At 63.0% G+C, this 21,774-nt stretch carries 17 protein-coding genes; 15 read left to right on the top strand and 2 right to left on the bottom strand.

Translation table 11 applies throughout. The annotated features are described in order from the left end of the window. Window positions 1–232: 232 nt before the first annotated feature. On the bottom strand, window positions 233–1,360 hold the full coding sequence (locus KDB76_RS23890) for a polysaccharide deacetylase family protein (protein WP_038410129.1): 1,128 nt from the start codon (window positions 1,358–1,360) through the stop codon (window positions 233–235). Window positions 1,361–1,496: 136 nt separating this feature from the next. On the opposite strand from KDB76_RS23890, the gene yaaA reads away from it, so the two are divergent. The 15 genes from yaaA to KDB76_RS23965 all read left to right on the top strand — a co-directional run bounded on the left by yaaA (window position 1,497) and on the right by KDB76_RS23965 (window position 20,801). After that, window positions 1,497–2,276 carry a peroxide stress protein YaaA gene (gene yaaA, locus KDB76_RS23895; RefSeq protein ID WP_013974148.1) on the top strand — a complete coding sequence of 260 codons (780 nt, stop codon included), beginning with the start codon at window positions 1,497–1,499 and terminating at the stop codon, window positions 2,274–2,276. An 866-nt stretch (window positions 2,277–3,142) separates the two neighbouring features. After that, window positions 3,143–4,459 carry a UDP-glucose/GDP-mannose dehydrogenase family protein gene (locus KDB76_RS23900; RefSeq protein ID WP_023660654.1) on the top strand — a complete coding sequence of 439 codons (1,317 nt, stop codon included), beginning with the start codon at window positions 3,143–3,145 and terminating at the stop codon, window positions 4,457–4,459. 73 nt (window positions 4,460–4,532) lie between these two features. Further along, window positions 4,533–6,014: a glycosyltransferase family 2 protein gene (locus tag KDB76_RS23905; RefSeq protein WP_031324250.1), complete on the top strand. Its 1,482-nt coding sequence runs from the start codon at window positions 4,533–4,535 to the stop codon at window positions 6,012–6,014. A 36-nt stretch (window positions 6,015–6,050) separates the two neighbouring features. Further along, the gene (locus KDB76_RS23910; RefSeq protein WP_013974151.1) at window positions 6,051–7,217 is read left to right on the top strand and encodes an alginate biosynthesis protein Alg44; all 1,167 of its coding nucleotides are present in this window, start codon (window positions 6,051–6,053) and stop codon (window positions 7,215–7,217) included. Window positions 7,218–7,229: 12 nt separating this feature from the next. Then, complete coding sequence (gene algK, locus KDB76_RS23915) at window positions 7,230–8,690, top strand: alginate biosynthesis TPR repeat lipoprotein AlgK (protein WP_038410130.1); 1,461 nt, start codon at window positions 7,230–7,232, stop codon at window positions 8,688–8,690. After that, on the top strand, window positions 8,687–10,165 hold the full coding sequence (locus KDB76_RS23920) for an alginate export family protein (RefSeq protein ID WP_013974153.1): 1,479 nt from the start codon (window positions 8,687–8,689) through the stop codon (window positions 10,163–10,165). Before algK ends, KDB76_RS23920 begins: the two co-directional genes overlap by 4 nt. 22 nt (window positions 10,166–10,187) lie before the next feature. Then, window positions 10,188–11,747, top strand: coding sequence for a mannuronan 5-epimerase AlgG (gene algG, locus KDB76_RS23925; protein ID WP_013974154.1), 1,560 nt, complete (start codon window positions 10,188–10,190; stop codon window positions 11,745–11,747). 13 nt (window positions 11,748–11,760) lie between these two features. After that, complete coding sequence (locus tag KDB76_RS23930) at window positions 11,761–13,203, top strand: alginate O-acetyltransferase (protein ID WP_038410131.1); 1,443 nt, start codon at window positions 11,761–11,763, stop codon at window positions 13,201–13,203. 7 nt (window positions 13,204–13,210) lie between these two features. Next, window positions 13,211–14,314, top strand: a complete 1,104-nt coding sequence (locus tag KDB76_RS23935; RefSeq protein ID WP_038410132.1) for a mannuronate-specific alginate lyase — start codon at window positions 13,211–13,213, stop codon at window positions 14,312–14,314. Between the two features lie 182 nt (window positions 14,315–14,496). Next, window positions 14,497–15,954 carry an MBOAT family protein gene (locus tag KDB76_RS23940; protein WP_013974157.1) on the top strand — a complete coding sequence of 486 codons (1,458 nt, stop codon included), beginning with the start codon at window positions 14,497–14,499 and terminating at the stop codon, window positions 15,952–15,954. Window positions 15,955–15,964: 10 nt separating this feature from the next. After that, window positions 15,965–17,122 (top strand): alginate O-acetyltransferase, encoded by a 1,158-nt coding sequence (locus KDB76_RS23945; RefSeq protein WP_038410133.1) that lies wholly within the window; start codon window positions 15,965–15,967, stop codon window positions 17,120–17,122. 16 nt (window positions 17,123–17,138) lie between these two features. Continuing rightward, on the top strand, window positions 17,139–17,786 hold the full coding sequence (locus tag KDB76_RS23950) for an alginate O-acetyltransferase AlgF (protein WP_013974158.1): 648 nt from the start codon (window positions 17,139–17,141) through the stop codon (window positions 17,784–17,786). A gap of 35 nt (window positions 17,787–17,821) precedes the next feature. Continuing rightward, the gene (locus KDB76_RS23955) at window positions 17,822–19,276 is read left to right on the top strand and encodes a mannose-1-phosphate guanylyltransferase/mannose-6-phosphate isomerase (protein WP_024087718.1); all 1,455 of its coding nucleotides are present in this window, start codon (window positions 17,822–17,824) and stop codon (window positions 19,274–19,276) included. A 97-nt stretch (window positions 19,277–19,373) separates the two neighbouring features. Then, complete coding sequence (locus KDB76_RS23960; RefSeq protein ID WP_023660659.1) at window positions 19,374–19,838, top strand: hypothetical protein; 465 nt, start codon at window positions 19,374–19,376, stop codon at window positions 19,836–19,838. 150 nt (window positions 19,839–19,988) lie between these two features. Further along, window positions 19,989–20,801 carry an SDR family oxidoreductase gene (locus KDB76_RS23965; RefSeq protein WP_024087719.1) on the top strand — a complete coding sequence of 271 codons (813 nt, stop codon included), beginning with the start codon at window positions 19,989–19,991 and terminating at the stop codon, window positions 20,799–20,801. A 130-nt stretch (window positions 20,802–20,931) separates the two neighbouring features. Here the strand turns inward: KDB76_RS23965 and KDB76_RS23970 are convergent, their stop codons facing one another. After that, window positions 20,932–21,726, bottom strand: coding sequence for an SDR family oxidoreductase (locus tag KDB76_RS23970; RefSeq protein ID WP_024087720.1), 795 nt, complete (start codon window positions 21,724–21,726; stop codon window positions 20,932–20,934). Between the last annotated feature and the right edge of the window lie 48 nt (window positions 21,727–21,774).

A 21,774-nucleotide genomic window follows, 5' to 3' on the forward strand; every position in this document is an offset into this window, starting at 1 on the left:
CTGCAGGAATCGGCTGTCTGGTTTCTTCATACCGCAAAAATGATGACTAAAAAAAGTCTTTTTACGCGTAGGTGAAGTTTATTTTTCCAAATGACGAACAGGGGTTGGCGAGGGGGCGCGTGAGGACTACAGTCAAAAATCAGGCTGCCATTGCAGGGGCTATCGCCAGCAAGCCATGCACGGTACCTGTGGGAGCCGGCTTGCCGGCGATGGGCGGCGCAGCAGCCCCCTCTCACTCCCGGTTGGCATATCCCTGGCAGTCTCCCCAACCAATCCCGCTCTGCGCCGTATTGCGCAACAACCACTCCACCGCCGGCTGCGCCTTGGGCAGGCTGTCATGGAACTGGATCACGCCCTTGCGCCACAGCAGCATCAAGGTCAGCACCCGCTGGGCAGAGGCCTCGGCGCTCAGTGCGCCATCATCCTGGGCATCGATGTCCCACAACGACACTTGCAACTGCTGGCTGGCCATGAACGCCTCGCCATCGGCCCGGCGCTGCCCGTAGGGCGGCCGAAACAACGGTACATACTGCTCCGGCAAGTCGGCCTGCACCCGAGCCTGGCTGCGCCGCAATGAATCCTGCCAGTCTGTCCACTGCGCATGGGAGCGGTACTCCCAACCCTGAACCCCCACGCAATGCCCACGATAGAGCTGGCGCAAGGCATCTGCCGCACCGGCGTCGCGGCGTTGCTGCAGGCGGTTGCCGAGCACGAAGAACGTGCCTTCAAGCTTTTGCCGGCGCAGATAATCAGCCAGCAGATCGGTACTGCCGCCATCCGGCCCGGGCCCGCCGACGAAGGTCAGCAGGAACATGCGGTCGTTCAGTTCATCCCCATTGCGCTCGCGTGAGGACAACCGCTCCACCTCGCTGCTGGTCTGTGGCAGCAACGCAACCTTGCGCAGTTGTTCGTCCAGGTACCGCGCATGGAACTGGTGGCTCGGCTCGATCCAGCCCGTGTAGAACGTGCCGACATCGGCGGCGAACGTCGCTGCCTGTGTGCGCAACTCAGCCATCGACGTAACCGGATAGCAGAACGACGCATCCTGTTCGCAACTGCGCTGCGCCTGTTGATAACCTTCCCACAACCGCTGCCACATGCGCGCCCGCACCAGGCGCACCTTCTGCAGGTTGACCTGCCGTAGCCCCAAGCGTGCCGCCAGCGCCGCGTCGTCCAGCAGTTCGCTTTCATGCAGCACCTGGGCGAACGAGAGGATCTCGGCCCGCGAGGCCACATCGAACAACGCCGGGCTGTCCAGCTTTTCGGGCCACAGGCTGCGGTCCAGGCTCACCTGGGTTGAAGGGGCGGCTTGCGCGGCCAGGCTCAGCAGAGCGGCCAGCAAGGCAGAGGCAATACGCACGGTTGAAGCTCCGCAACGGCGAAACGCGCACTATAGCCTCTGCACTGGCCATGGTCTGTGACTATCGTCGCCATAGTTTGGACTTGCACCGCCCAGCCCGTAGAATTCCCGGCCTACGATGCCAGGAGCCGACCCGATGCTGACGGTGATATCACCCGCCAAGACCCTCGACTACGAAACCCCGCCGGTGACCGAGCGTTTCACCCTGCCCCAGTACCTGGACGACTCTCAGGAGCTGATCCAGCAGTTGCGCGACCTGTCGCCAGCGCAGATCAGCGAACTGATGCACCTGTCCGACAAGCTCGCCGGCCTGAATGCCGCGCGCTTCGGCAGCTGGACCCCGGACTTCACCCCGGCCAATGCCAAGCAAGCGCTGCTGGCGTTCAAGGGTGACGTGTATACCGGCCTCGACGCCGAAAGCCTGGGCGAGGACGATTTCAGCTATGCCCAGCAGCACTTGCGCATGCTTTCGGGCCTGTATGGCCTGCTGCGCCCGCTCGACCTGATGCAACCTTACCGCCTGGAAATGGGCACCAAGCTGGCCAACGCCCGCGGCAAGGACCTGTACGCTTTCTGGGGCACACGCATCAGCGAATGGCTGAACCAGGCCTTGGCCGAACAGGGCGATGACGTGCTGCTGAACCTGGCCAGCAACGAGTATTTCAGCGCGGTGAAACGCAGTGCGCTCAAGGCCCGGGTGATCAACGTCGACTTCAAGGACCTGAAGAACGGCCAATACAAGATCATCAGCTTCTACGCCAAGAAAGCCCGCGGCATGATGAGCCGCTTCGTGATCCAGCAGCGCATCAGCGACCCGGAGCAGCTCAAGCAGTTCGATGTGCAGGGGTACTACTACAGTGCCGAACAGTCGAAGCCGGACCACCTGGTGTTCCTGCGGGATCATCCTTCCGAGTGATCCTGTCACGCCCCCTTCGCGGCTAAAGCCGCTCCCACATGTACTTCACTGAACTCAAGATCAGTGCAAAACCTGTGGGAGCGGCTTTAGCCGCGAAGAGGCCAGCAGCCATTACGCACCTCCCCTGCCCTGCAACAGGGCACGCTTCATATCGCCATCACGCCACAAATCCGACGCCAAAAAATCGACATACCGCAACTTATAGCCAAACGCCATAAGACCGTTCGTAGCTTTTTTGACGAATTTTTCAAAATATTTTTCGATGCTGGCATAAAAATATCTCGCAACAGTTTCGCCCTTTATATATCGGAGCAAAACCCCCGAGTGCTATCAGATTGAAATTGTCCGCCACTGAAAAAATATTTAGAAATCTTTCATCCACGCCGAACCCACCCCGGAACTTCTGCTACGACGAATCGCTCATAGTGCCGTAACGATTTTCCTGCCCTTGGGCTGTGAGAAATGACTTACAGATGACAACGGCAGGTATCTACTACTAGCCCCAACAACTTCGACAGGTATGACGGGAACCCCCGAAAACCCTGTCCATGCAGGAGAGAAGCGTCCCTTTCAATTCGTCCTAGTGGTTGATTTCAAAGGATTTTTCCACTTGAAAAAACAAGCACAGCAAAGCGCCACGTAGCGCATTGCAATAAAGACGGCTGCATTCCAGGGCACGTTTTTTAATTAATGGCTTTTTACTGCCACGTTTGAGTGCATAATTTTTTGCGCTCCGGATTTATTTTGCCTGCGCTCGGCGAAGTGTGCATTTCGCCATGGATCCGTGCGCCCGAAAACTGTTGTTAATCAACCCAGTCCGGCTCTCTCCGGAGGTGCCGGCGTGATAAACACATGAGGTGATAGCGATGCGTATCAGCATCTTTGGTTTGGGTTATGTGGGTGCAGTCTGTGCTGGCTGCCTGACGGCGCGAGGCCATGAAGTGATCGGTGTGGATGTATCCAGCACCAAGATCGACCTGATCAATCAGGGCAAGTCGCCCATCGTCGAACCTGGCCTGGAAGCACTGCTGCAACAGGGCATCGCCAACGGCCGCCTGCGCGGTACTACCGATTTCGCCGAAGCCATTCGTGCCAGCGACGTATCGATGATCTGCGTGGGAACCCCAAGCAAGAAGAACGGCGACCTGGGCCTTGAGTACATCGAGTCGGTGTGCCGCGAAATCGGCTACGTGCTGCGTGACAGCGAGCGCCGCCACACCATCGTGGTACGCAGCACCGTGCTGCCGGGCACCGTGAAGAACGTGGTGATCCCGATCCTCGAAGACTGCTCGGGCAAGAAAGCCGGCGTCGACTTCGGCGTCGCGGTCAACCCGGAATTCCTGCGTGAAAGCACCGCGATCAAGGACTACGACCAGCCACCGATGACCGTCATCGGCGAACTGGACAGCGCCAGCGGCGACATCTTGCAGGCCCTGTACGAAGAGCTCGACGCGCCGATCATCCGCAAGCCGATCGAAGTGGCCGAGATGATCAAGTACACCTGCAACGTGTGGCACGCCACCAAGGTCACCTTCGCCAACGAGATCGGCAACATTGCCAAGGCCGTAGGCGTGGATGGCCGTGACGTGATGGACGTGGTCTGCCAGGACAAAGTGCTGAACCTGTCCCAGTACTACATGCGCCCTGGCTTCGCCTTCGGCGGCTCGTGCCTGCCCAAGGATGTGCGCGCCCTCACCTATCGCGCCGCCAGCCTCGATGTACGCGCACCGCTGCTCGACTCGCTGATGCGCAGCAACGAATCGCAGGTGCAGAACGCCTTCGAGCTGATCGAAGCCCACGACAAGCGCAAGGTCGCCCTGCTCGGCCTGAGCTTCAAGGCCGGCACCGACGACCTTCGTGAAAGCCCGCTGGTGGAACTGGCCGAACGCCTGATCGGCAAGGGCTACCAGCTGGATATCTACGACGACAACGTCCAGTACGCCCGCGTCCACGGCGCCAACAAGGACTACATCGAATCGAAGATCCCGCACGTGTCGTCGCTGCTCAACGCCGACTTCCAGAAGGTGATCGACAACGCCGACGTCATCGTCCTGGGCAACCGTGACGAGCAGTTCCGTGCACTGGCCCAACAAGCGCCGGCCGGCAAGCACGTGATCGACCTGGTCGGTTTCATGAGCAAACCGACCTGCGCCACCAGCCGCACCGAAGGCATCTGCTGGTAAGTGCTGGCCGGGCAGCGGGGGCCTCCCCACCCCCGCTGCCCACCTTTTCCCGAATTCTCGACGGATGCTGAACATGCAAAGGATCCAGACAGTGCTGTTGCAGTGCGCCGGTTGGCTGCTCTACGTGAGTCTGCTCATGCTGATCGCCCTGGCCCTGCCAGCCGATATCTTCGACTCGCAGTCGAAGCACTTCATCTTCCTGGTCGGCGCAGTCGGCATCTGGCGCTACTCCATGGGCGCCACCCATTTCATCCGCGGCATGATCTTCCTCTACGGCGTATACCCGTACCTGCGCCGCAAGGTTCAGAAAATGGGCAAGGACGCCGACCCGTCCCATGTGTATCTGATGGTGACCAGCTTTCGCATCGAAGCTCTCACCACCGCCCAGGTGTACAGCTCGGTGATCCGCGAGGCGATCAACTGTGGCTTCCCCACCACCGTGGTCTGCTCGCTGGTGGAGATGTCGGACGAACTGCTGGTGAAAAGCCTGTGGGCCAAATACAACCCGCCAGCCCACGTGAAGCTGGACATCGTGCGCATCGCCGGTACCGGCAAGCGTGACGGCCTGGCCTACGGTTTCCGTGCGATCTCGCGCATGCTGCCGGACGAGAACGCCGTGGTGGCGGTAATCGACGGTGACACCGTGCTGGGCGATGGCGTGGTACGCAAGACCGTGCCGTGGTTCAAGCTGTTCCCCAATGTCGGCGGCCTGACCACCAACGAGTTCTGCGAAGTGCGTGGCGGCTACATCATGAGCGAGTGGCACAAGCTGCGCTTCGCCCAGCGCCACATCAACATGTGCTCGATGGCCCTGTCTAAGCGCGTGCTGACCATGACCGGACGCATGTCGATGTTCCGCGCCAGCGTGGTGACCAACCCCGAGTTCATCGCCGACGTCGAAAGCGACTCGCTGATGCACTGGCGCCTAGGCCGCTTCAAGTTCCTCACCGGTGACGACAAGTCCAGCTGGTTCAGCCTGATGCGCCTGGGCTACGACACTTTCTACGTGCCGGACGCCGCCATCAACACGGTCGAGCACCCGCCGGAGAAGAGCTTCCTCAAGGCCAGCCGCAAGCTGATGTACCGCTGGTACGGCAACAACCTGCGGCAGAACTCCCGCGCGCTTGGCCTGGGCCTGCGCCGCCTGGGGCTGTTCACCAGCATCGTGCTGTTCGACCAGCGCGTGTCGATGTGGACCAGCCTGCTGGGCCTGACCGTGGCGGTGATCGCCAGCCTCAAGTTCGGCCTGGGCTTCCTGCTGGTGTATCTGCTGTGGATCGGCATCACCCGCTTGATCCTCACCATCATGCTGCTGTGCTCCGGCCACAACGTAGGCCCGGCCTACCCGCTGATTCTCTATTACAACCAGATCATCGGCGCACTGATGAAGATCTACGTGTTCTTCCGCCTCGACAAGCAGTCCTGGACGCGTCAGCCCACTGCCCTCAAGCGTGACCTCGCCAGCTTTCAACAATGGTTCAACACCTGGTCCTCGCGGACCATGACCTTCTCGGCTGCCAGCATCTTCGTTGCTGTGCTGTTCATGGTCGTGTGAGCCCAACCCGGATCGGAACTAACAGGAACAAACCACATGAATACCGCCGTGAACGTCAACGTCGTGCATGAGTCCGAAGCCCAGCGCCAGCATGCCCGGGTACGCATCCCCGCCAAGCTGCGGTTCCTCGACCCTCAGCGCCAGGCCCACGATGTGAAGGTCGACGACCTCTCCGCCGGTGGCCTGAGTTTCCACACCAAGCAACAACTGTCGGTTGGCGACGTGCTCCGCGGGCGGCTGCAGTTCACGGTCGACAACCTCGGCCTGTCGATGGACATCGAGTTCCAGGTGCGCTCCTACAATCCGGGCAGTGGCCGTACCGGCGCGCAGTTTCAGAACCTCGAGCTCCGCGACATCGCCACGCTGCGCCACATCATCACCTCGCATCTGTCGGGTGAGCTGATCACTGCCGGCGATGTGCTCAGCACCCTGCAGCGCGACAACTTCACCAAGGCGCGCAAGCAGAAGGACGGCGGTGCCGGCCTGAGCGCGTTCGGCCGTCTCAAGGCGGTCACCGTCACCCTAGGCGTGTTCGTGGTCGGTGTCGCCGCCTTCGGCTTCATCGCCAAGTCGCTGTACGGCATGTACTTCGTCAGCCATGCCGAAGCCGGCGTGGTCGCGGTACCCACCACCAACGTCACCATGCCGCGCGACGGCACCGTGAACAGCCTGGTCGAAAGCGGTGGGCAGATCGCCAAGGGCGCGCCACTGGCCAGTTTCACCACCAGCATGCTGGACATGCTCAAGGGCAACCTGGAAGACGCACAGCTGGAGCCGGCGAAGATCGAGGAACTGTTCGGCAAGCAGCTGTCCGGCACCCTCACCAGCCCGTGTGATTGCGTGGTTGCCCGCCAGCTGGTGGACAACGGCCAGTACGCCGCCAAGGGCCAGCCGATCTTCCAGCTGATCCCGCGCACCACCAACCCGATGGTCGAGGCGCGCTTCACCTACCGCCAGTTCGACGAGGTCAAGCCAGGCACCCGCGTCAACTTCCAGGTAGCCGGCGAAGACGAAGTGCGTACCGGCCAGATCGTCAGCAGCGCCAGCCTCAACAGCGAAGACCTGGCCGCCGACATCCGCGTGCAGATCAAGCCCGACAGCGCCCTGCCCGCCGAACTCGCCGGTCGCCCGGCTTCGGTCAACAGCGACCGTGGCCCATCGCTGAACTGGCTGATCGACAAAGCCATGGCCCGTGGGCTGTAAGAGGACCACAACATGATTCCCCACAAGAAAAGCGCCAGCCTGGGCCTGTGTGCCCTGGCTGCAGCCATCACCCTGGCCGGCTGTGCAGGCCTGCCCGACCAGCGCCTGGCCGGCTGTGCAGGCCTGCCCGACCAGCGCCTGGCCAACGAAGCCATGAAGCGCGGTGACACGGCACTGGCCGAGCGCAACTACAAGGCGCTGGCCGACCTGGGCTACAGCGAAGCGCAAGTGGGCCTGGCCGACATCAAGGTCGCCACCCGCGACCCGGCGAAAATCAAGGAAGCCGAGGCCACCTACCGCGCCACGGCCGCCATCTCGCCGCGTGCCCAGGCGCGCCTTGGCCGCCTGCTGGTGGCCAAGCCCGACAGCACCCAGGCCGAGCGCGAAGAAGCCGAAACCCTGCTCAAGCAAGCCGCCAAGCAGGGCGAAAGCAACACTCTGATCCCGCTGGCGATGCTCTACCTGACCTACCCGCAGAGCTTCCCCAAGGTCAATGCGCAGCAGCAGATCGACCAGTGGCGCGCCGCCGGTAACCCGGAAGCGGGCCTGGCCCAGGTGCTGCTGTACCGCACCCAGGGCACCTACGACCAGCACCTGGGCGAAGTGGAGAAAATCTGCAAGGCCGCGCTGAACACCACCGACATCTGCTACGTCGAACTGGCCACCGTGTACCAGAAGCGCGGCCAGGCCGACCAGCAGGCTGCCCTCCTCGGCCAGCTCAAGGCTGCCTACGCCCAGGGCGCAGTGCCGGCCACCCGGGTCGATAGCGTTGCCCGGGTACTGGCTGACCGCAGCCTCGGCCAGACCGACGAAAAAACCGCCAAGGACCTGCTCGAGCAGGTGGCCCCGGCCAACCCGGCGTCCTGGGTCAGCCTGGCGCAACTGGTGTACGACTTCCCCGAGCTGGGCGATACCGACCAGCTGATGGCCTACATCGACAAGGGCCGCGAAGCCGAACAGCCACGCGCCGAACTGTTGCTGGGCCGCCTGTACTACGAAGGCAAGACCGTGCCTGCGGACGCGGCCAAAGCCGAAGAACTCCTGCAGGCTGCCGCCGACGCCGGCGAAGTCAGCGCCCATTACTACCTGGGCCAGCTGTACCGCCGCGGCTACCTGGGCAATGTCGAGCCGCAGAAGGCCGTCGACCACCTGCTGGCCGCCGCCCGTGGCGGGCAGAACAGCGCCGACTATGCCCTGGCCCAGCTGTTCAGCGAAGGTCACGGCATTCGCCCGCAACCGGGCAACGCCTGGGTATTCGCCCAGCTCGCCCAGGCCAACCCGTCGCCGCAATCCGCTGAACTGCTGCAGCAGCTCGACCAGCAACTTACGCCTGACCAGCGCAGCCAGGCCCAGCAACTGCTGGCACAAGAGAAGCAGGCGCGCGGCAGCATGGCGCAAGGTGCCAACAGCACCCTGGCCATCGAAGCCCTGCAAGACGACGAAAAAGAAGTAACCGGTGAGGACTCGCTATGACGCTCAATCCCTTCGTGAAAGCTGGCATCGGCCTGAGCTTCGCCCTGCTGTGGTCCTGCCCGACCCTGGCGGAAATGACCGCTGAAAAGAACTTCGGCCTGGATGTGAAAATCACCGGCCAGTCGGAAGACGACCGTGACCTTGGCACCCGCTCCGGCGGTGACGTCAACGGCCTCGGTCTCGATCTGCGCCCTTGGGTATATGGCGAGCGTGGCAACTGGAGCGCCTATGCCATGGGCCAAGCCGTCACCGCGACCGACACCATTGAAACCGATACCTTGCGCCAGAACGACGACGGCACCAGCACCGACACCGCCGCCGACGGCCGTGAACAGGACAAGAGCTACCTGGCCATGCGCGAATTCTGGGTCGGCTACAGCGGCCTCACCGCCTACCCCGGCGAACAGCTGCGTTTCGGTCGCCAGCGCCTGCGCAGCGACGATGGCATGTGGCGTGACACCAATATCGAGGCGCTGAACTGGACCTTCGACACCACCCTGCTCAAGGCCGACCTGGGCGTGGCCCAGCGCTTCAGCGAATACCGCACCGACCTCACCGAGCTGGCCCCGGAAGACAAGGACCGCACACACCTCTACGGCAACGTCGCCACGCAGTGGACCCCTGGCCACTGGGTCGGCGTTCGCGCCCACCATACCCACGATGGCGGCAGCCTGAAGAACCCGGGCGAAACCGTCGATGCGCTGGACAAGACCCGCACCGGCGACCTCACCTGGCTGGGCCTGGAAGCGAACAGCGACGCCTACAACTGGCGCAACGACCACACCGTCAACTACTGGGGCAGCGTCACCTGGCTGACCGGTGACCGCGACACCCTCAGCAGCCAGGTCGTCGGTGACGAAACCGTGGCCACCGGCAAGCAGAGCGGTGACGTCAACGCCTGGGCCACCGACCTCGGCATCCGCCTGCGCCTCGACCCGCAATGGCAGGTCGGTGCGGCCTATGCCCGTGGCAGCGGCGGCGGTGGCGACGACGGTTCGAGCAACTACGAGCAGACCGGCCTGGAGAGCAACCGCTCCAACTACACCGGCACCCGTTCGCGCGTGCACCGCTTCGGTGAAGCCTTCCGTGGCGAGCTGGGCAACCTGCAGGCGGCCACCCTGTTCGCCTCCTGGCAACTGCGCGACGACTACGACGCCAGCTTCATCTACCACAAGTTCTGGCGTGTCGATGGCAACCAGAACATCGGTTCCAGCGGCATCAACGCGGTGGTCAACGACAACGGTGTGAACCGCCCGCTGGTCGATGGCGAAAAAGACCTTGGCCAGGAAATGGACGTGGTCGTGACCAAGTACTTCAAGCAAGGCCTGCTGCCGGCTTCGATGAGCCAGGCCATCGACGAGCCATCTGCCCTGGTGCGCCTGCGCGCCGGTGTGTTCAAGCCGGGTGACGCCTACGGCAAGGAAGCGGACTCGTACATGCACCGCGCCTTCGTCGACGTGATCTGGCGCTTCTGAGGCCGGTAGAGGACTTACCGTTATGAACCTTCACCCGCACTTACGTCACAGCCTGCTGGCCAGCGCCTTGCTGCTGGCCAGCGGCCTGGTGGCTGCCGCAGAGCCCCAGGTGATCGCCAAGGAACTGCAGCAGGCCAAGACCTACACGGTCTCCAGTGCACCGGTCGAGCCGCTGCACATGGACCCGCCGAAGCTGCCTGACCTGACCGGCTACACCGCCGAGGCGGTGCAGAAGAAAATCGACCGTCGCCACAAAGGCAAGGTCAGCCTGCGCCGCATGTTCCAGGAGGATACCCTCAAGGAATTCGTCGGCGGCGACAACAAGGCGGCCGAGTGGGTCCAGCGCCAGCATGGCATTCCGCAGGCGATCTTCGTCGATGACGGCCATGTCGACCTGCTCGAGTTGAGCAAGAAGGTACCCAAGCAGTACCTCAGCGAAGTCGAGCCGGGCGTATACCTGGCGCGCCTGCCGATCGTGGTCGGGCAGAAGGGCATCCTCGAGATCGACGGCAAGGTCAAGCAACTGCGCCTGTCCCAGGAAGGCGGTTCGTTCCTGGTCAACGACGGCAAGCTGTTCGTCACCGACACCCAGGTGACCGGCTGGCGGGAAAAGGAAAACGGCCCGGCGACCTTCCGTTCGCCCAAGGAATTCCGCCCGTTCCTGCTGTCGTGGGGCGGCACCGAGACCTACATCGTCAATACCAAGATGGCCAGCTTCGGCTACGCCAAGTCCAAGTCGTACGGCGTGAGCATCTCGCAGTACACGCCGAACATGGCCAAGCGCATGGGCCGCCCGGAACCCACCGGCTGGATCATCGGCTCCGAGTTCAGCGACATGTGGTACGGCTTCTACTGCTACGAAACCCAGGACTTCGTGGTCAAGGACAGCACCTACCGCGACAACATCGTCTACGGCATCGACCCGCACGACCGCTCGCACCGGCTGATCATCGCCGGCAACACGGTGTACGGCACCAAGAAAAAGCACGGCATCATCGTCTCGCGTGAGGTCAACGACAGCTGGATCATCAACAACAAGAGCTTCGACAACAAGCTCTCGGGCGTGGTGATCGACCGTAACAGCGTCAACAACCTGATTGCCTACAACGAGATCTACCGCAACCACACCGACGGCATCACCCTGTACGAAAGTGGCGACAACCTGATCTGGGGCAACAAGCTGATCAACAACCGCCGCCACGGCATCCGCGTGCGTAACAGCGTGAACATCCGCCTGTACGAGAACGTCGCAATGGCCAACGGCCTGGTCGGCGTGTACGGCCACATCAAGGACCTGTCCAACACCGACCGCGACATCGCCCTCGACCCGTTCGACACCAAGGTGTCGCTGATCCTGGTCGGTGGCGAACTGGCGGCCAACGGCTCGGGCCCGCTGTCGATCGACTCGCCGCTGTCGGTCGAGCTGTACAAGGTATCCATGCTCGCCCCGCGCAAGGCCAACGGCATCAGCCTCAACGGCATCCTCGGCGAACGCCAGGACGAAATCCTCGACCTGCTGGTACGCCAGCAAAAGGCTGTGCTGATCGACCCGGTCGAACGCCAGACCGAAATGATCGATTAAGGAAGCCCAGACCATGACTCCACATCTGATGAAACTGCTGGGCCTGTCCGCCGCCCTTCTGGCGATCAGCCAGGGCGTGCGCGCCGAAGACGTCAAGGCCCCCACCTTCAGCGCCGAGCCTTGCTGCCAGCTGTGCCCTGAAGCGCATGACCCAAGCCGCTACACCACCCGTTACCAGCAGAACTTCACCACGCTGGTGCAGGCGAAGGGCGACTGGCTGTTCCGTACCCGCGAAGACCTGCGCACCGAGTTCAATACCACCCCGGCCGGCTACAAGCGCCTGCAGCAAGTGCACGACGCATTCAAGAAGCGCGGCGTGGAACTGGTGGTGGTGTACCAGCCGACCCGCGGCCTGGTGAACCGCAACATGCTCAACCCGGCGGAAAAGGCTGCCTTCGACTACCAGAAGGCCCTGGGCAACTACCAGGCCATGCTCAAACGCTTTGCCAGCATGGGCTACAACGTGCCCGACCTGTCGCCGCTGACCAACGAACAGCTGGCCGCTGCCGACCAGGGCAAGGACTTCTACTTCCGCGGCGACCAGCACTGGACGCCCTACGGCGCCGAGCGCGCGGCCAGGATCGTGGCCGATACCGTGCACAAGATGCCGGCTTTCGAAGGCATCCCGCGCAAGGAATTCGAAACGAAAAAGTCCGGGCGCATGGGCAAGACCGGCACCCTGCATAACGTGGCCGGCCAGCTGTGCGGCACCAGCTATGCCGTCCAATACATGGACCAGTTCGCCACCGAGCCGAAAGGTTCCACCGGCGGCGGCGACGACCTGTTCGGTGACGGCGGCAACGCGCAGATCACCCTGGTCGGCACCAGCCACAGTGGCAAGAACTACAACTTCTCCGGCTTCCTCGAGCAGTACATCGGCGCCGACGTGCTCAACGTGGCCTTCCCTGGTGGTGGCCTGGAAGGTTCGATGATCCAGTACCTGGGCAACGAAGAATTCCAGAAGAACCCGCCGAAGATCCTGATCTGGGAATTCTCCCCGCTGTATCGCCTGGACCAGGAAACCATCTGGCGGCAAATCCTTGGCCTGCTCGACGACGGCTGCGATGACCGCCCGGCCCTGATGAGCGCCAGCGCCACCCTCAAGCCCGGCAAGAACGAGCTGATGGTCAATGGCAAGGGCGGCGTGATCAAAGACCTGATCAACCGCAACATGCAGATGGACATCAAGTTCGAAGACCCGTCGGTGAAGGTGCTGCAAGCGACCCTCTGGTACCTCAACGGCCGCCACGAGGACATCAAGCTGGAAAAACCGGAAACCTCCGACACCGACGGCCGCTTCGTCTTCCAGATGCGCGAAGACGAGGACTGGGCCAGCCAGAGCCTGCTGGCGTTCGAGGTGCAGGGACCGGAAAGCGGTACCCAGAAGGTCGAAGCCAAGCTTTGCAAACGCAACAACTTCGCCGTGCCTGCGCAGACCGCGCAGGCCGGCCAGTGAGGCGACCATGATCCCGTTCAAGCGAATTTCCCGCCCCGCCCTGCTCGCCCTGGCGTTGTGCGGCGGTGCCGCGCACGCCGCGCTGGTACCGCCCCAGGGTTACTACGAGGGGATCGAAAAGCTCAAGACCGGCGACGGTAACTTCCGCTGCGAAGCTGCCCCCAAACCGTATACCGGTGCCCTGCAGTTCCGCAGCAAGTACGAAGGCTCGGACAAGGCGCGGGCAACACTCAACGCCGACTCGGAAAAGGCCTTTCGCAAGTCCACCGAAGACATCACCACCCTTGAGAAAGGCGTGAGCAAGATGATCGGCCAGTACATGCGTGACGGCCGCCCGGCGCAGCTCGACTGCACCCTGGCCTGGCTGGGCAGCTGGGCACGCGCCGATGCGCTGATGTCCACCGACTACAACCACACCGGCAAGTCGATGCGCAAATGGGCGCTGGGCAGCATGAGTGGTTCGTGGCTGCGCCTGAAGTTCTCCAATTCGCAGCCGTTGGCCGCGCACCAGGCCGAGGCCGAGCTGATCGAAAAATGGTTCGCCCGCCTGGCCGAGCAGACCGTGCGCGACTGGAGCGACCTGCCACTGGAGAAGATCAACAACCACAGCTACTGGGCGGCCTGGGCGGTAATGGCCACCGCCGTGGCCACCGACCGTCGCGACCTGTTCGACTGGGCCGTGAAGGAATACAGGGTTGGCGCCAACCAGGTAGACGAGCAGGGCTTCCTGCCCAACGAACTGAAGCGCAAGCAACGCGCCCTGGCCTACCACAACTACGCCCTGCCGCCGTTGACGATGATCGCCAGCTTCGCCCAGGTCAATGGCGTGGACGTGCGCGGCGAGAACAACAACGCCCTGCAGCGCCTGGCGCAGCGGGTACTGAACGGTTCGAAGGACCCAAGCGCGTTCAAGGCCCGCAATGGCAAGAAACAGGACATGAAAGACCTGAAGATCGACAGCAAGTATTCGTGGATGGAGCCCTATTGCAGCCTGTATGCGTGCAGTGGCGACACCCTGCAGCGCAAGCGCGGTATGCAGCCGTTCAACAGCTTCCGGCTGGGCGGCGACCTGACCCGGGTCTATGACCCGAGCGCGGAATCGAAAAAGTAACGTAAAACCCCTGTGGGAGCGGGTTTACCCGCGAAAAGGCCAGACCTGCCATGTGCGGTGCCTGTGCCGGCCTCTTCGCGGGTAAACCCGCTCCCACAGGAATCTAGGTAGCCCGCCACGAACATGTGGGGGGTTTGGGGGGCGCTTTGCCCCGGATGCTGTGAACAAAAAGGAGAACCGGGATGGTCTTCTCGTCCAACGTGTTCCTGTTCCTGTTCTTGCCGATCTTCCTCGGCCTGTACTACTTGAGCGGGCAACGCTATCGCAACCTGCTGCTGCTGGTCGCCAGCTACATCTTCTACGCCTGGTGGCGGGTCGACTTCCTCGCCCTGTTCGCCGGCGTGACCCTGTGGAACTACTGGATCGGCCTGAAAGTCGGCGCCGCCGGCGTGCGTACCAAGCCGGCCCAGCGCTGGCTGCTGCTCGGCGTCGGTGTGGACCTGGCGATTCTCGGCTATTTCAAGTACGCCAACTTCGGTGTCGACAGCCTCAATGCGATCATCTCCTCGTTCGGCCTGGAGCCGTTCATCCTCACCCACGTGCTGCTGCCGATCGGTATCTCATTCTACATCTTCGAGTCGATCAGCTACATCATCGACGTGTACCGCGGCGACACCCCGGCCACCCGCAACCTGATCGACTTCGCGGCGTTCGTGGCGATCTTCCCGCACCTGATCGCCGGCCCCGTGCTGCGCTTCAAGGACCTGGTCGACCAGTTCAACAACCGCACCCACACCCTGGACAAGTTCTCCGAAGGCTGCACCCGCTTCATGCAGGGCTTCATCAAGAAAGTGTTCATCGCCGATACCCTGGCGGTAGTGGCCGACCACTGCTTCGCCCTGCAGAACCCGACCACCGGGGATGCCTGGCTCGGCGCTTTGGCCTACACCGCGCAGCTGTACTTCGACTTCAGCGGCTACAGCGACATGGCCATCGGCCTGGGCCTGATGATGGGCTTCCGCTTCATGGAGAACTTCAAGCAGCCGTACATCAGCCAGTCGATCACCGAGTTCTGGCGGCGCTGGCACATCAGCCTGTCGACCTGGCTGCGCGACTACCTGTACATCACCCTGGGCGGTAACCGCAAAGGCACCTTCAACACCTACCGTAACCTGTTCCTGACCATGCTGCTGGGTGGCCTGTGGCACGGCGCCAACTTCACCTACATCATCTGGGGCGCCTGGCACGGCATGTGGCTGGCCATCGAGCGCGCGCTGGGCATCGACACCAACCCACAGCGTTTCAACCCGGTGAAGTGGGCATTCACCTTCCTGCTGGTGGTGGTCGGCTGGGTAATCTTCCGTGCCGAGAACCTGGAAGTGGCCGGTCGCATGTACGGCGCCATGTTCAGCTTCGGCGACTGGCAGCTGTCGGAACTCAACCGTGCCCAGCTCACCGGCCTGCAGGTAGCCACCCTGGTGGTCGCCTACATCACCCTGGCGTTCTTCGGCCTGCGCGACTTCTACCGCAACGCCCGGCCAACGCCCAAGGCCACCCCGGTGGAGGTCAACAGCGACGGTTCGATCGGCCTGGACTGGACCCGGGTGATGACCCGCGCCCTGGTGCTGCTGCTGTTCGTAGCCTCGATCCTCAAGCTTTCGGCGCAGAGCTACTCGCCGTTCCTTTACTTCCAGTTCTGAGGTTGATGACATGACCCGGACATTACGCATTACCTATTCGCTGTCGTTCCTCGGCCTGCTGGTGGGCATGGGCGTCTGGTCCACCGGTGGCCTGCAAAGCTTCCAGCGTACCGAGCAGATGACCCTGCTCAACGGCAAGCTGGCCAAGGCCGCCGAGACCCACTACGACGAACAGTTCCCGATCAAGCGCCTGGGCACCAACCTTTGGGCGGCGATGGACTTCAAGCTGTTCAACGAAGGCCGCCCTGGCGTGGTGCTGGGCCGCGACCAGTGGCTGTTCAGTGACGAAGAGTTCAAGCCCACCGCCGGTGCCGAGCAGCTGATGCAGGAAAACCTGGCGCTGATCCGTGGCGTGCGCGACACCCTGCAGCAGCACGGCAGCCAGCTTGTATTGGCGATCGTGCCAGCCAAGGCGCGGGTGTACGCCGAATACCTGGGCAACGAACTGCCGACCAGTCTGCATGACGATCTGTACAACCAGTTCCATGCCCAGGCACGCCAGGCCAACGTGTTCGCCCCGGACCTGATGGCACCCATGGAGCAGGCCAAGGCGCGCGGCCAGGTGTTCCTGCGCACCGACACCCACTGGACGCCGATGGGCGCCGAAGTGGCTGCGCAGGCACTGGCCGAAGCGGTCAGCCGCCAGAGCCTGCTCAACGGCGACCCGCAGGCGTTCATCACCGAAGCCGGCAGCACCGCGCCATACAAGGGCGACCTGACCAACTTCCTGCCACTGGACCCGCTGTTCAGCAACCTTCTGCCGGCCCCGGACAACCTGCAGCAACGCACCACTCGCCCGGTCGAGGCCGATGGTGAAGCCGGTGACGCACTGTTCGCCGACACGCAGATCCCGGTTGCGCTGGTGGGCACCAGCTACAGCGCCAACCCGCACTGGAACTTCCTCGGCGCGCTGCAGCAGGCCCTGCGCAGCGATGTGGCCAACTACGCCGAAGACGGCCATGGCCCGCTGCTGCCGATGCTCAAGTACCTGCAAAGCGATGCCTTCAAGAACGCCGCACCCCAAGTGGTGGTGTGGGAATTCCCCGAACGTTATCTGCCAATGAAGAACGACCTCAGCAGCTTCGATCCACAGTGGATCGCCCAGCTGAAGAACACCCGTAAATCCGAAGAAAACCTGGCTTTGTCGTCCACCCGGACTAACCACTAATCAGAGGAACATACATATGACTACCAAGACTTCCATTGCCAAAGCCCTCACCCTCGCTGCCGGCCTGTCCCTGGCCTCCATGCAGGCCTTCGCCGGCGCCGACGCCGCGCTGTATGGCCCGAGCGCGCCGAAAGGCTCGACCTTCGTGCGCCTTTACAACGCTTCCAGCGCACCGGCGGCAGCTTCGGTCGGCAACACCCAGATCAAACAGGTTGGTGCACAGGGCAGCAGTGACTTCAGCTTCCTGCCAGGGGGTGACTACACCGCTCAGGTCGGTGGCAAGAGCGTGCCGGTCAAGCTGGCTGCGGACAAGTACTACACCCTGGTCAACAGCGCCAGCGGCAACCCGCAGTTGATCGAAGAGCCGCCGTTCAAGAACAAGCAGAAAGCCCTGGTTCGCGTGCAGAACCTGAGTGACCAGCAACTGACCCTGAAGACCGCCGACGGCAAGACCGAAGTGGTCAAGCCGGTGGCCGCCAACGGCCGCGGCGAACGCGAAATCAACCCGGTCAAGGTCAACCTGGCGCTGTTCCAAGGAGACAAGAAAGTGGGTGACGTCAAACCCGTCGCCCTGGAGCGCGGCGAAGCCGCAGTGCTGTACGTAACGGGTTCCGGCAACGCCTTGTCGCCGGTGTGGGTAACTCGCCCCGTGGCTAGCAACTGATTCCCCTGCCTCTCAACGACTATTGGAGAAACATGATGATCCCGGTAATTCTTTCTGGTGGTAGCGGTTCCCGTCTGTGGCCTCTGTCGCGAAAGCAGTTCCCCAAGCAGTTCCTGGCCCTGACCGGTGAACACACACTGTTCCAGCAAACCCTCGAGCGCCTGGTGTTCGAAGGCATGGACACGCCGATCGTGGTCTGTAACAAGGACCACAAGTTCATCGTCCAGGAGCAACTGGCCGCGCTGAAGCTGGAAACCCAAGGCATTTTGATGGAACCGTTCGGCCGCAATACCGCGCCGGCCGTGGCCATGGCTGCCATGAAACTGGTCAACGAAGGCCGCGACGAGCTGATGCTGGTGCTGCCCGCCGACCACGTGATCGATGACCAGAAGGCCCTGCAACGCGCCCTGGCCCTGGCCACCGTGGCCGCCGAGCGTGGCGAGATGGTGCTGTTCGGCGTGCCGGCGACCAAGCCGGAAACCGGCTACGGCTACATCCGTTCCAGCCAGGACGCCCTGCTGCCTGAAGGCGTGGCGCGCGTGGCGCAGTTCGTCGAGAAGCCCGACGAAAAACGCGCCGCCGAGTTCGTCCAGGCCGGCGGCTACTTCTGGAACAGCGGCATGTTCCTGTTCCGTGCCAGCCGCTTCCTCGAAGAGCTGAAAAAGCACGACGGCGACATCTACGACACCTGCGTGCTGGCCCTGGAGCGCAGCCAGGAAGACGGTGATGTGCTGAGCATCGACGAAGCCACCTTCGCCTGCTGCCCGGACAACTCCATCGACTACGCGGTGATGGAAAAGACCCAGCGCGCCTGCGTGGTGCCGATGTCGGCTGGCTGGAGCGACGTGGGCTGCTGGTCGTCGCTGTGGGAAGTGCACGAGAAGGACGACAACGGCAACGTCACCAAGGGCGATGTGGTGGTGCAGGACAGCCACAACTGCATGATCCACGGCAACGGCAAGCTGGTGTCGGTGATCGGCCTGGAGAACATCGTGGTGGTCGAGACCAAGGACGCCATGATGATTGCCCACAAGGACAAGGTCCAGGGCGTCAAGCAGATGGTCAAGACCCTCGACGAGCAGGGCCGCAGCGAAACCCAGAACCACCTGGAAGTGTATCGCCCGTGGGGCTCGTACGACTCGGTGGACATGGGCGGCCGCTTCCAGGTCAAGCACATCACCGTCAAGCCGGGCGCCAGCCTGTCGCTGCAGATGCACCACCACCGTGCCGAGCACTGGATCGTGGTATCCGGCACCGCCGAAGTGACCTGTGACGAGAACGTGTTCCTGCTGACCGAGAACCAGTCCACCTACATCCCGATCGCCTCGGTGCACCGCCTGCGCAACCCGGGCAAGATCCCGCTGGAGATCATCGAAGTGCAGTCCGGCAGCTACCTCGGCGAGGATGACATCGAGCGCTTCGAGGATGTTTACGGGCGTACCTCCACTCCGATCGAACGGGGTGTTTCGGTGAAGACCATCGCGCAGTAATGCAACCCTGGGGCCGCTTTGCGGCCCCGCTTTTTGAGCCACTCTCCATTTCGGGCTACGATGGTCAGACCCCGCGCAATCAAGGTCTGCACGTCCCATGATCATCGGTGCCTTCCTCATCCTCACCTGGCTGGTGCTGCTGTTGCGCTACCCGGCCAAGGCCCTGCCGATCTCGATGGCAGCCGTTTGTGGCCTGGGCCTGGTGGCCCTGTTCGTCGTCTGGCAGGACACCCGCGAAACCTCGCAATTGGCCCGCCTGGACCTACGCCTGACCTACGCCCCCGAACACTGCCCCGCCGACCGCGCCCTGCAGGTGCGCATGAAGAACGGTAACGACGTGCCGCTGACCGAGTTGCGCTGGCGGGTGGCGGCGTATGCGCCGGGCGATACCGTGAACCTGGCGGAGAACACCTACAACGCCCCGCGCTACCGTGGGCCGGGTGAGCTGCAGCCAGGGGCCGAGTGGAAGGACTGCCTGCCACTGCCGCCACTGCGCTCCGGGTACCGGCCGCAGACCCTGGAGTTTCGTGCAGAGCATCTGCAAGGTACGTTTGCCAACTAATGTATCGCCTGTGCCGGCCTCTTCGCGGGTAAACCCGCTCCCACACGGACTACACAGGTCTCAAATTCTGTGGTGTACCTGTGGGAGCGGGTTTACCCGCGAAGAGGCCGGCACAGGAAAAACCAATCCTCCCTGACAGCAGGCCCCACCATGCCCACCGTCCTGATCACCGGTTGTTCCAGCGGCATCGGCCGCGCCCTGGCCGACGCCTTCCGCGATGCCGGCCACCACGTCTGGGCTACCGCCCGCAAACCTGAGGATGTCGAGCAACTGAACGCCGCCGGCTTCACCGCGCGGCAACTTGATGTGAACGACAGCGAGGCGCTGGCCCGCCTGGCCGAGGAACTGGTAAACCTCGATATCTTGATCAACAACGCCGGCTACGGCGCCATGGGCCCGCTGCTCGATGGTGGTGTGGATGCCCTGCGCCAGCAGTTCGAAACCAATGTATTCGCCGTGGTCGGCGTTACCCGCGCATTGTTCCCCCAGCTACGCCGCTCACGGGGCCTGGTGGTGAACATCGGCAGCGTATCAGGCGTGCTGATCACGCCATTCGCCGGCGCCTACTGCGCCTCGAAAGCCGCCGTGCATGCCCTGAGCGATGCCTTGCGCCTGGAACTGGCGCCGTTTGGTGTGCAGGTAATGGAAGTGCAGCCAGGAGCGATTGCCTCGCAGTTCGCCAGCAATGCCCAGCGCCAGGCCGAGCAGGTGCTGGCGACGGATTCGGCGTGGTGGCCGTTGCGCGAGCACGTGCAGGCACGGGCACGGGCTTCGCAGGACAAGCCCACCTCGGCGGCGGTGTTTGCCCAGGGCGTGTTGGCAGCGGTCGGGAAGTCGCCGGTGCCGGCGGTGGTGCGGTTGGGGAACGGCAGTACGGCGTTGCCGTTGATGGCCCGGTTACTGCCGCGGCGGGTGCTGGATTGGGCGTTGCGCAAGCGGTTTGGCCTGCTGCGCCCGCTCTGATTGATTGGTTGTCTGTGCTGGCCTCTTCGCGGGTAAACCCGCTCCCACAGGTACCCCACAGAATTTGAGCCCTGTGCGATACCTGTGGAAGCGGGTTTACCCGCGAAGAGGCCGGTACAGGCAAAACAGATCAGGCAATGGAACGCAGCACCCCGCCATCCACCCGCAAGGCAGCCCCGGTAGTGGCACTGGCCTGCATCGATGCCAGGTACACCACCATGTTCGCCACCTCCTCCACCGTCGCCAGCCGCTTGATCAGCGAGGTCGGCCGGTGCTCGGCCAGGAAGTTGGCTTCCAGCTCTTCAGTCGACACCCCCTGCTCCTCGGCCAGCCTGGTAAAGAAGTCGCCCACACCTTCCGAACGCGTAGGCCCCGGCAACACCGAATTCACCGTCACCCCGGTGCCGGCCAGGGTCTCGGCCAGCCCACGCGACACCGCCAGCAATGCGGTCTTGGTCATGCCGTAATGAATCATCTCGGTCGGGATCTGCAGCGCCGACTCACTGGACAGGAACACCACTCGCCCCCAGTTGCGCTCGGCCATGCCCGGGGCATAGTGGCGCGACAGGCGAACGGCACTGAGCACATTGACGTCGAAGAAACGCTGCCAGTCCTCATCCTCGATCTCGAAGAACGGCTTGGGCTCGAAGATGCCCAGGTTGTTGACCAGGATGTCGGTGTGCGGCACCTGCTTGAAAAGCGTCTGCGCACCGGCCTGGGTGCCCAGGTCGGCAGCGATGCCGATGATGCGCGACTGCGGCAGGCGCTCGCGCACAACTTTGAGGGCTTCGTCGACCCGGGCCTGGGTGCGACCGTTGAGGACCACTTCGGCCCCCGCCTCGGCCAGGCCGATGGCGATGGCCAGGCCGATGCCGGCGGTGGAGCCGCTGACGATGGCGCGCTTGCCGTTCAGGGAAATGTGCATCTGTGCCTCCTCGGTAATCATGACAATTGCCGGGGCTGCTTTGCAGCC

Origin of the sequence: Pseudomonas sp. JS425 (genome assembly GCF_018223845.1) — a bacterium.
GTDB classification, from domain to species: Bacteria; Pseudomonadota; Gammaproteobacteria; order Pseudomonadales; family Pseudomonadaceae; genus Aquipseudomonas; species Aquipseudomonas asiatica.

Excerpts from the sequence above, each read along its gene's own strand:
- yaaA (WP_013974148.1), top strand. The coding sequence starts at position 1,497 with ATGCTGACGGTGATATCACCCGCCAAGACCCTCGACTACGAAACCCCG.
- KDB76_RS23900 (WP_023660654.1), top strand. The coding sequence starts at position 3,143 with ATGCGTATCAGCATCTTTGGTTTGGGTTATGTGGGTGCAGTCTGTGCT.
- KDB76_RS23905 (WP_031324250.1), top strand. The coding sequence starts at position 4,533 with ATGCAAAGGATCCAGACAGTGCTGTTGCAGTGCGCCGGTTGGCTGCTC.
- KDB76_RS23910 (WP_013974151.1), top strand. The coding sequence starts at position 6,051 with ATGAATACCGCCGTGAACGTCAACGTCGTGCATGAGTCCGAAGCCCAG.
- algK (WP_038410130.1), top strand. The coding sequence starts at position 7,230 with ATGATTCCCCACAAGAAAAGCGCCAGCCTGGGCCTGTGTGCCCTGGCT.
- KDB76_RS23920 (WP_013974153.1), top strand. The coding sequence starts at position 8,687 with ATGACGCTCAATCCCTTCGTGAAAGCTGGCATCGGCCTGAGCTTCGCC.
- algG (WP_013974154.1), top strand. The coding sequence starts at position 10,188 with ATGAACCTTCACCCGCACTTACGTCACAGCCTGCTGGCCAGCGCCTTG.
- KDB76_RS23930 (WP_038410131.1), top strand. The coding sequence starts at position 11,761 with ATGACTCCACATCTGATGAAACTGCTGGGCCTGTCCGCCGCCCTTCTG.
- KDB76_RS23935 (WP_038410132.1), top strand. The coding sequence starts at position 13,211 with ATGATCCCGTTCAAGCGAATTTCCCGCCCCGCCCTGCTCGCCCTGGCG.
- KDB76_RS23940 (WP_013974157.1), top strand. The coding sequence starts at position 14,497 with ATGGTCTTCTCGTCCAACGTGTTCCTGTTCCTGTTCTTGCCGATCTTC.
- KDB76_RS23945 (WP_038410133.1), top strand. The coding sequence starts at position 15,965 with ATGACCCGGACATTACGCATTACCTATTCGCTGTCGTTCCTCGGCCTG.
- KDB76_RS23950 (WP_013974158.1), top strand. The coding sequence starts at position 17,139 with ATGACTACCAAGACTTCCATTGCCAAAGCCCTCACCCTCGCTGCCGGC.
- KDB76_RS23955 (WP_024087718.1), top strand. The coding sequence starts at position 17,822 with ATGATCCCGGTAATTCTTTCTGGTGGTAGCGGTTCCCGTCTGTGGCCT.
- KDB76_RS23960 (WP_023660659.1), top strand. The coding sequence starts at position 19,374 with ATGATCATCGGTGCCTTCCTCATCCTCACCTGGCTGGTGCTGCTGTTG.
- KDB76_RS23965 (WP_024087719.1), top strand. The coding sequence starts at position 19,989 with ATGCCCACCGTCCTGATCACCGGTTGTTCCAGCGGCATCGGCCGCGCC.
- KDB76_RS23970 (WP_024087720.1), bottom strand. The coding sequence starts at position 21,726 with ATGCACATTTCCCTGAACGGCAAGCGCGCCATCGTCAGCGGCTCCACC.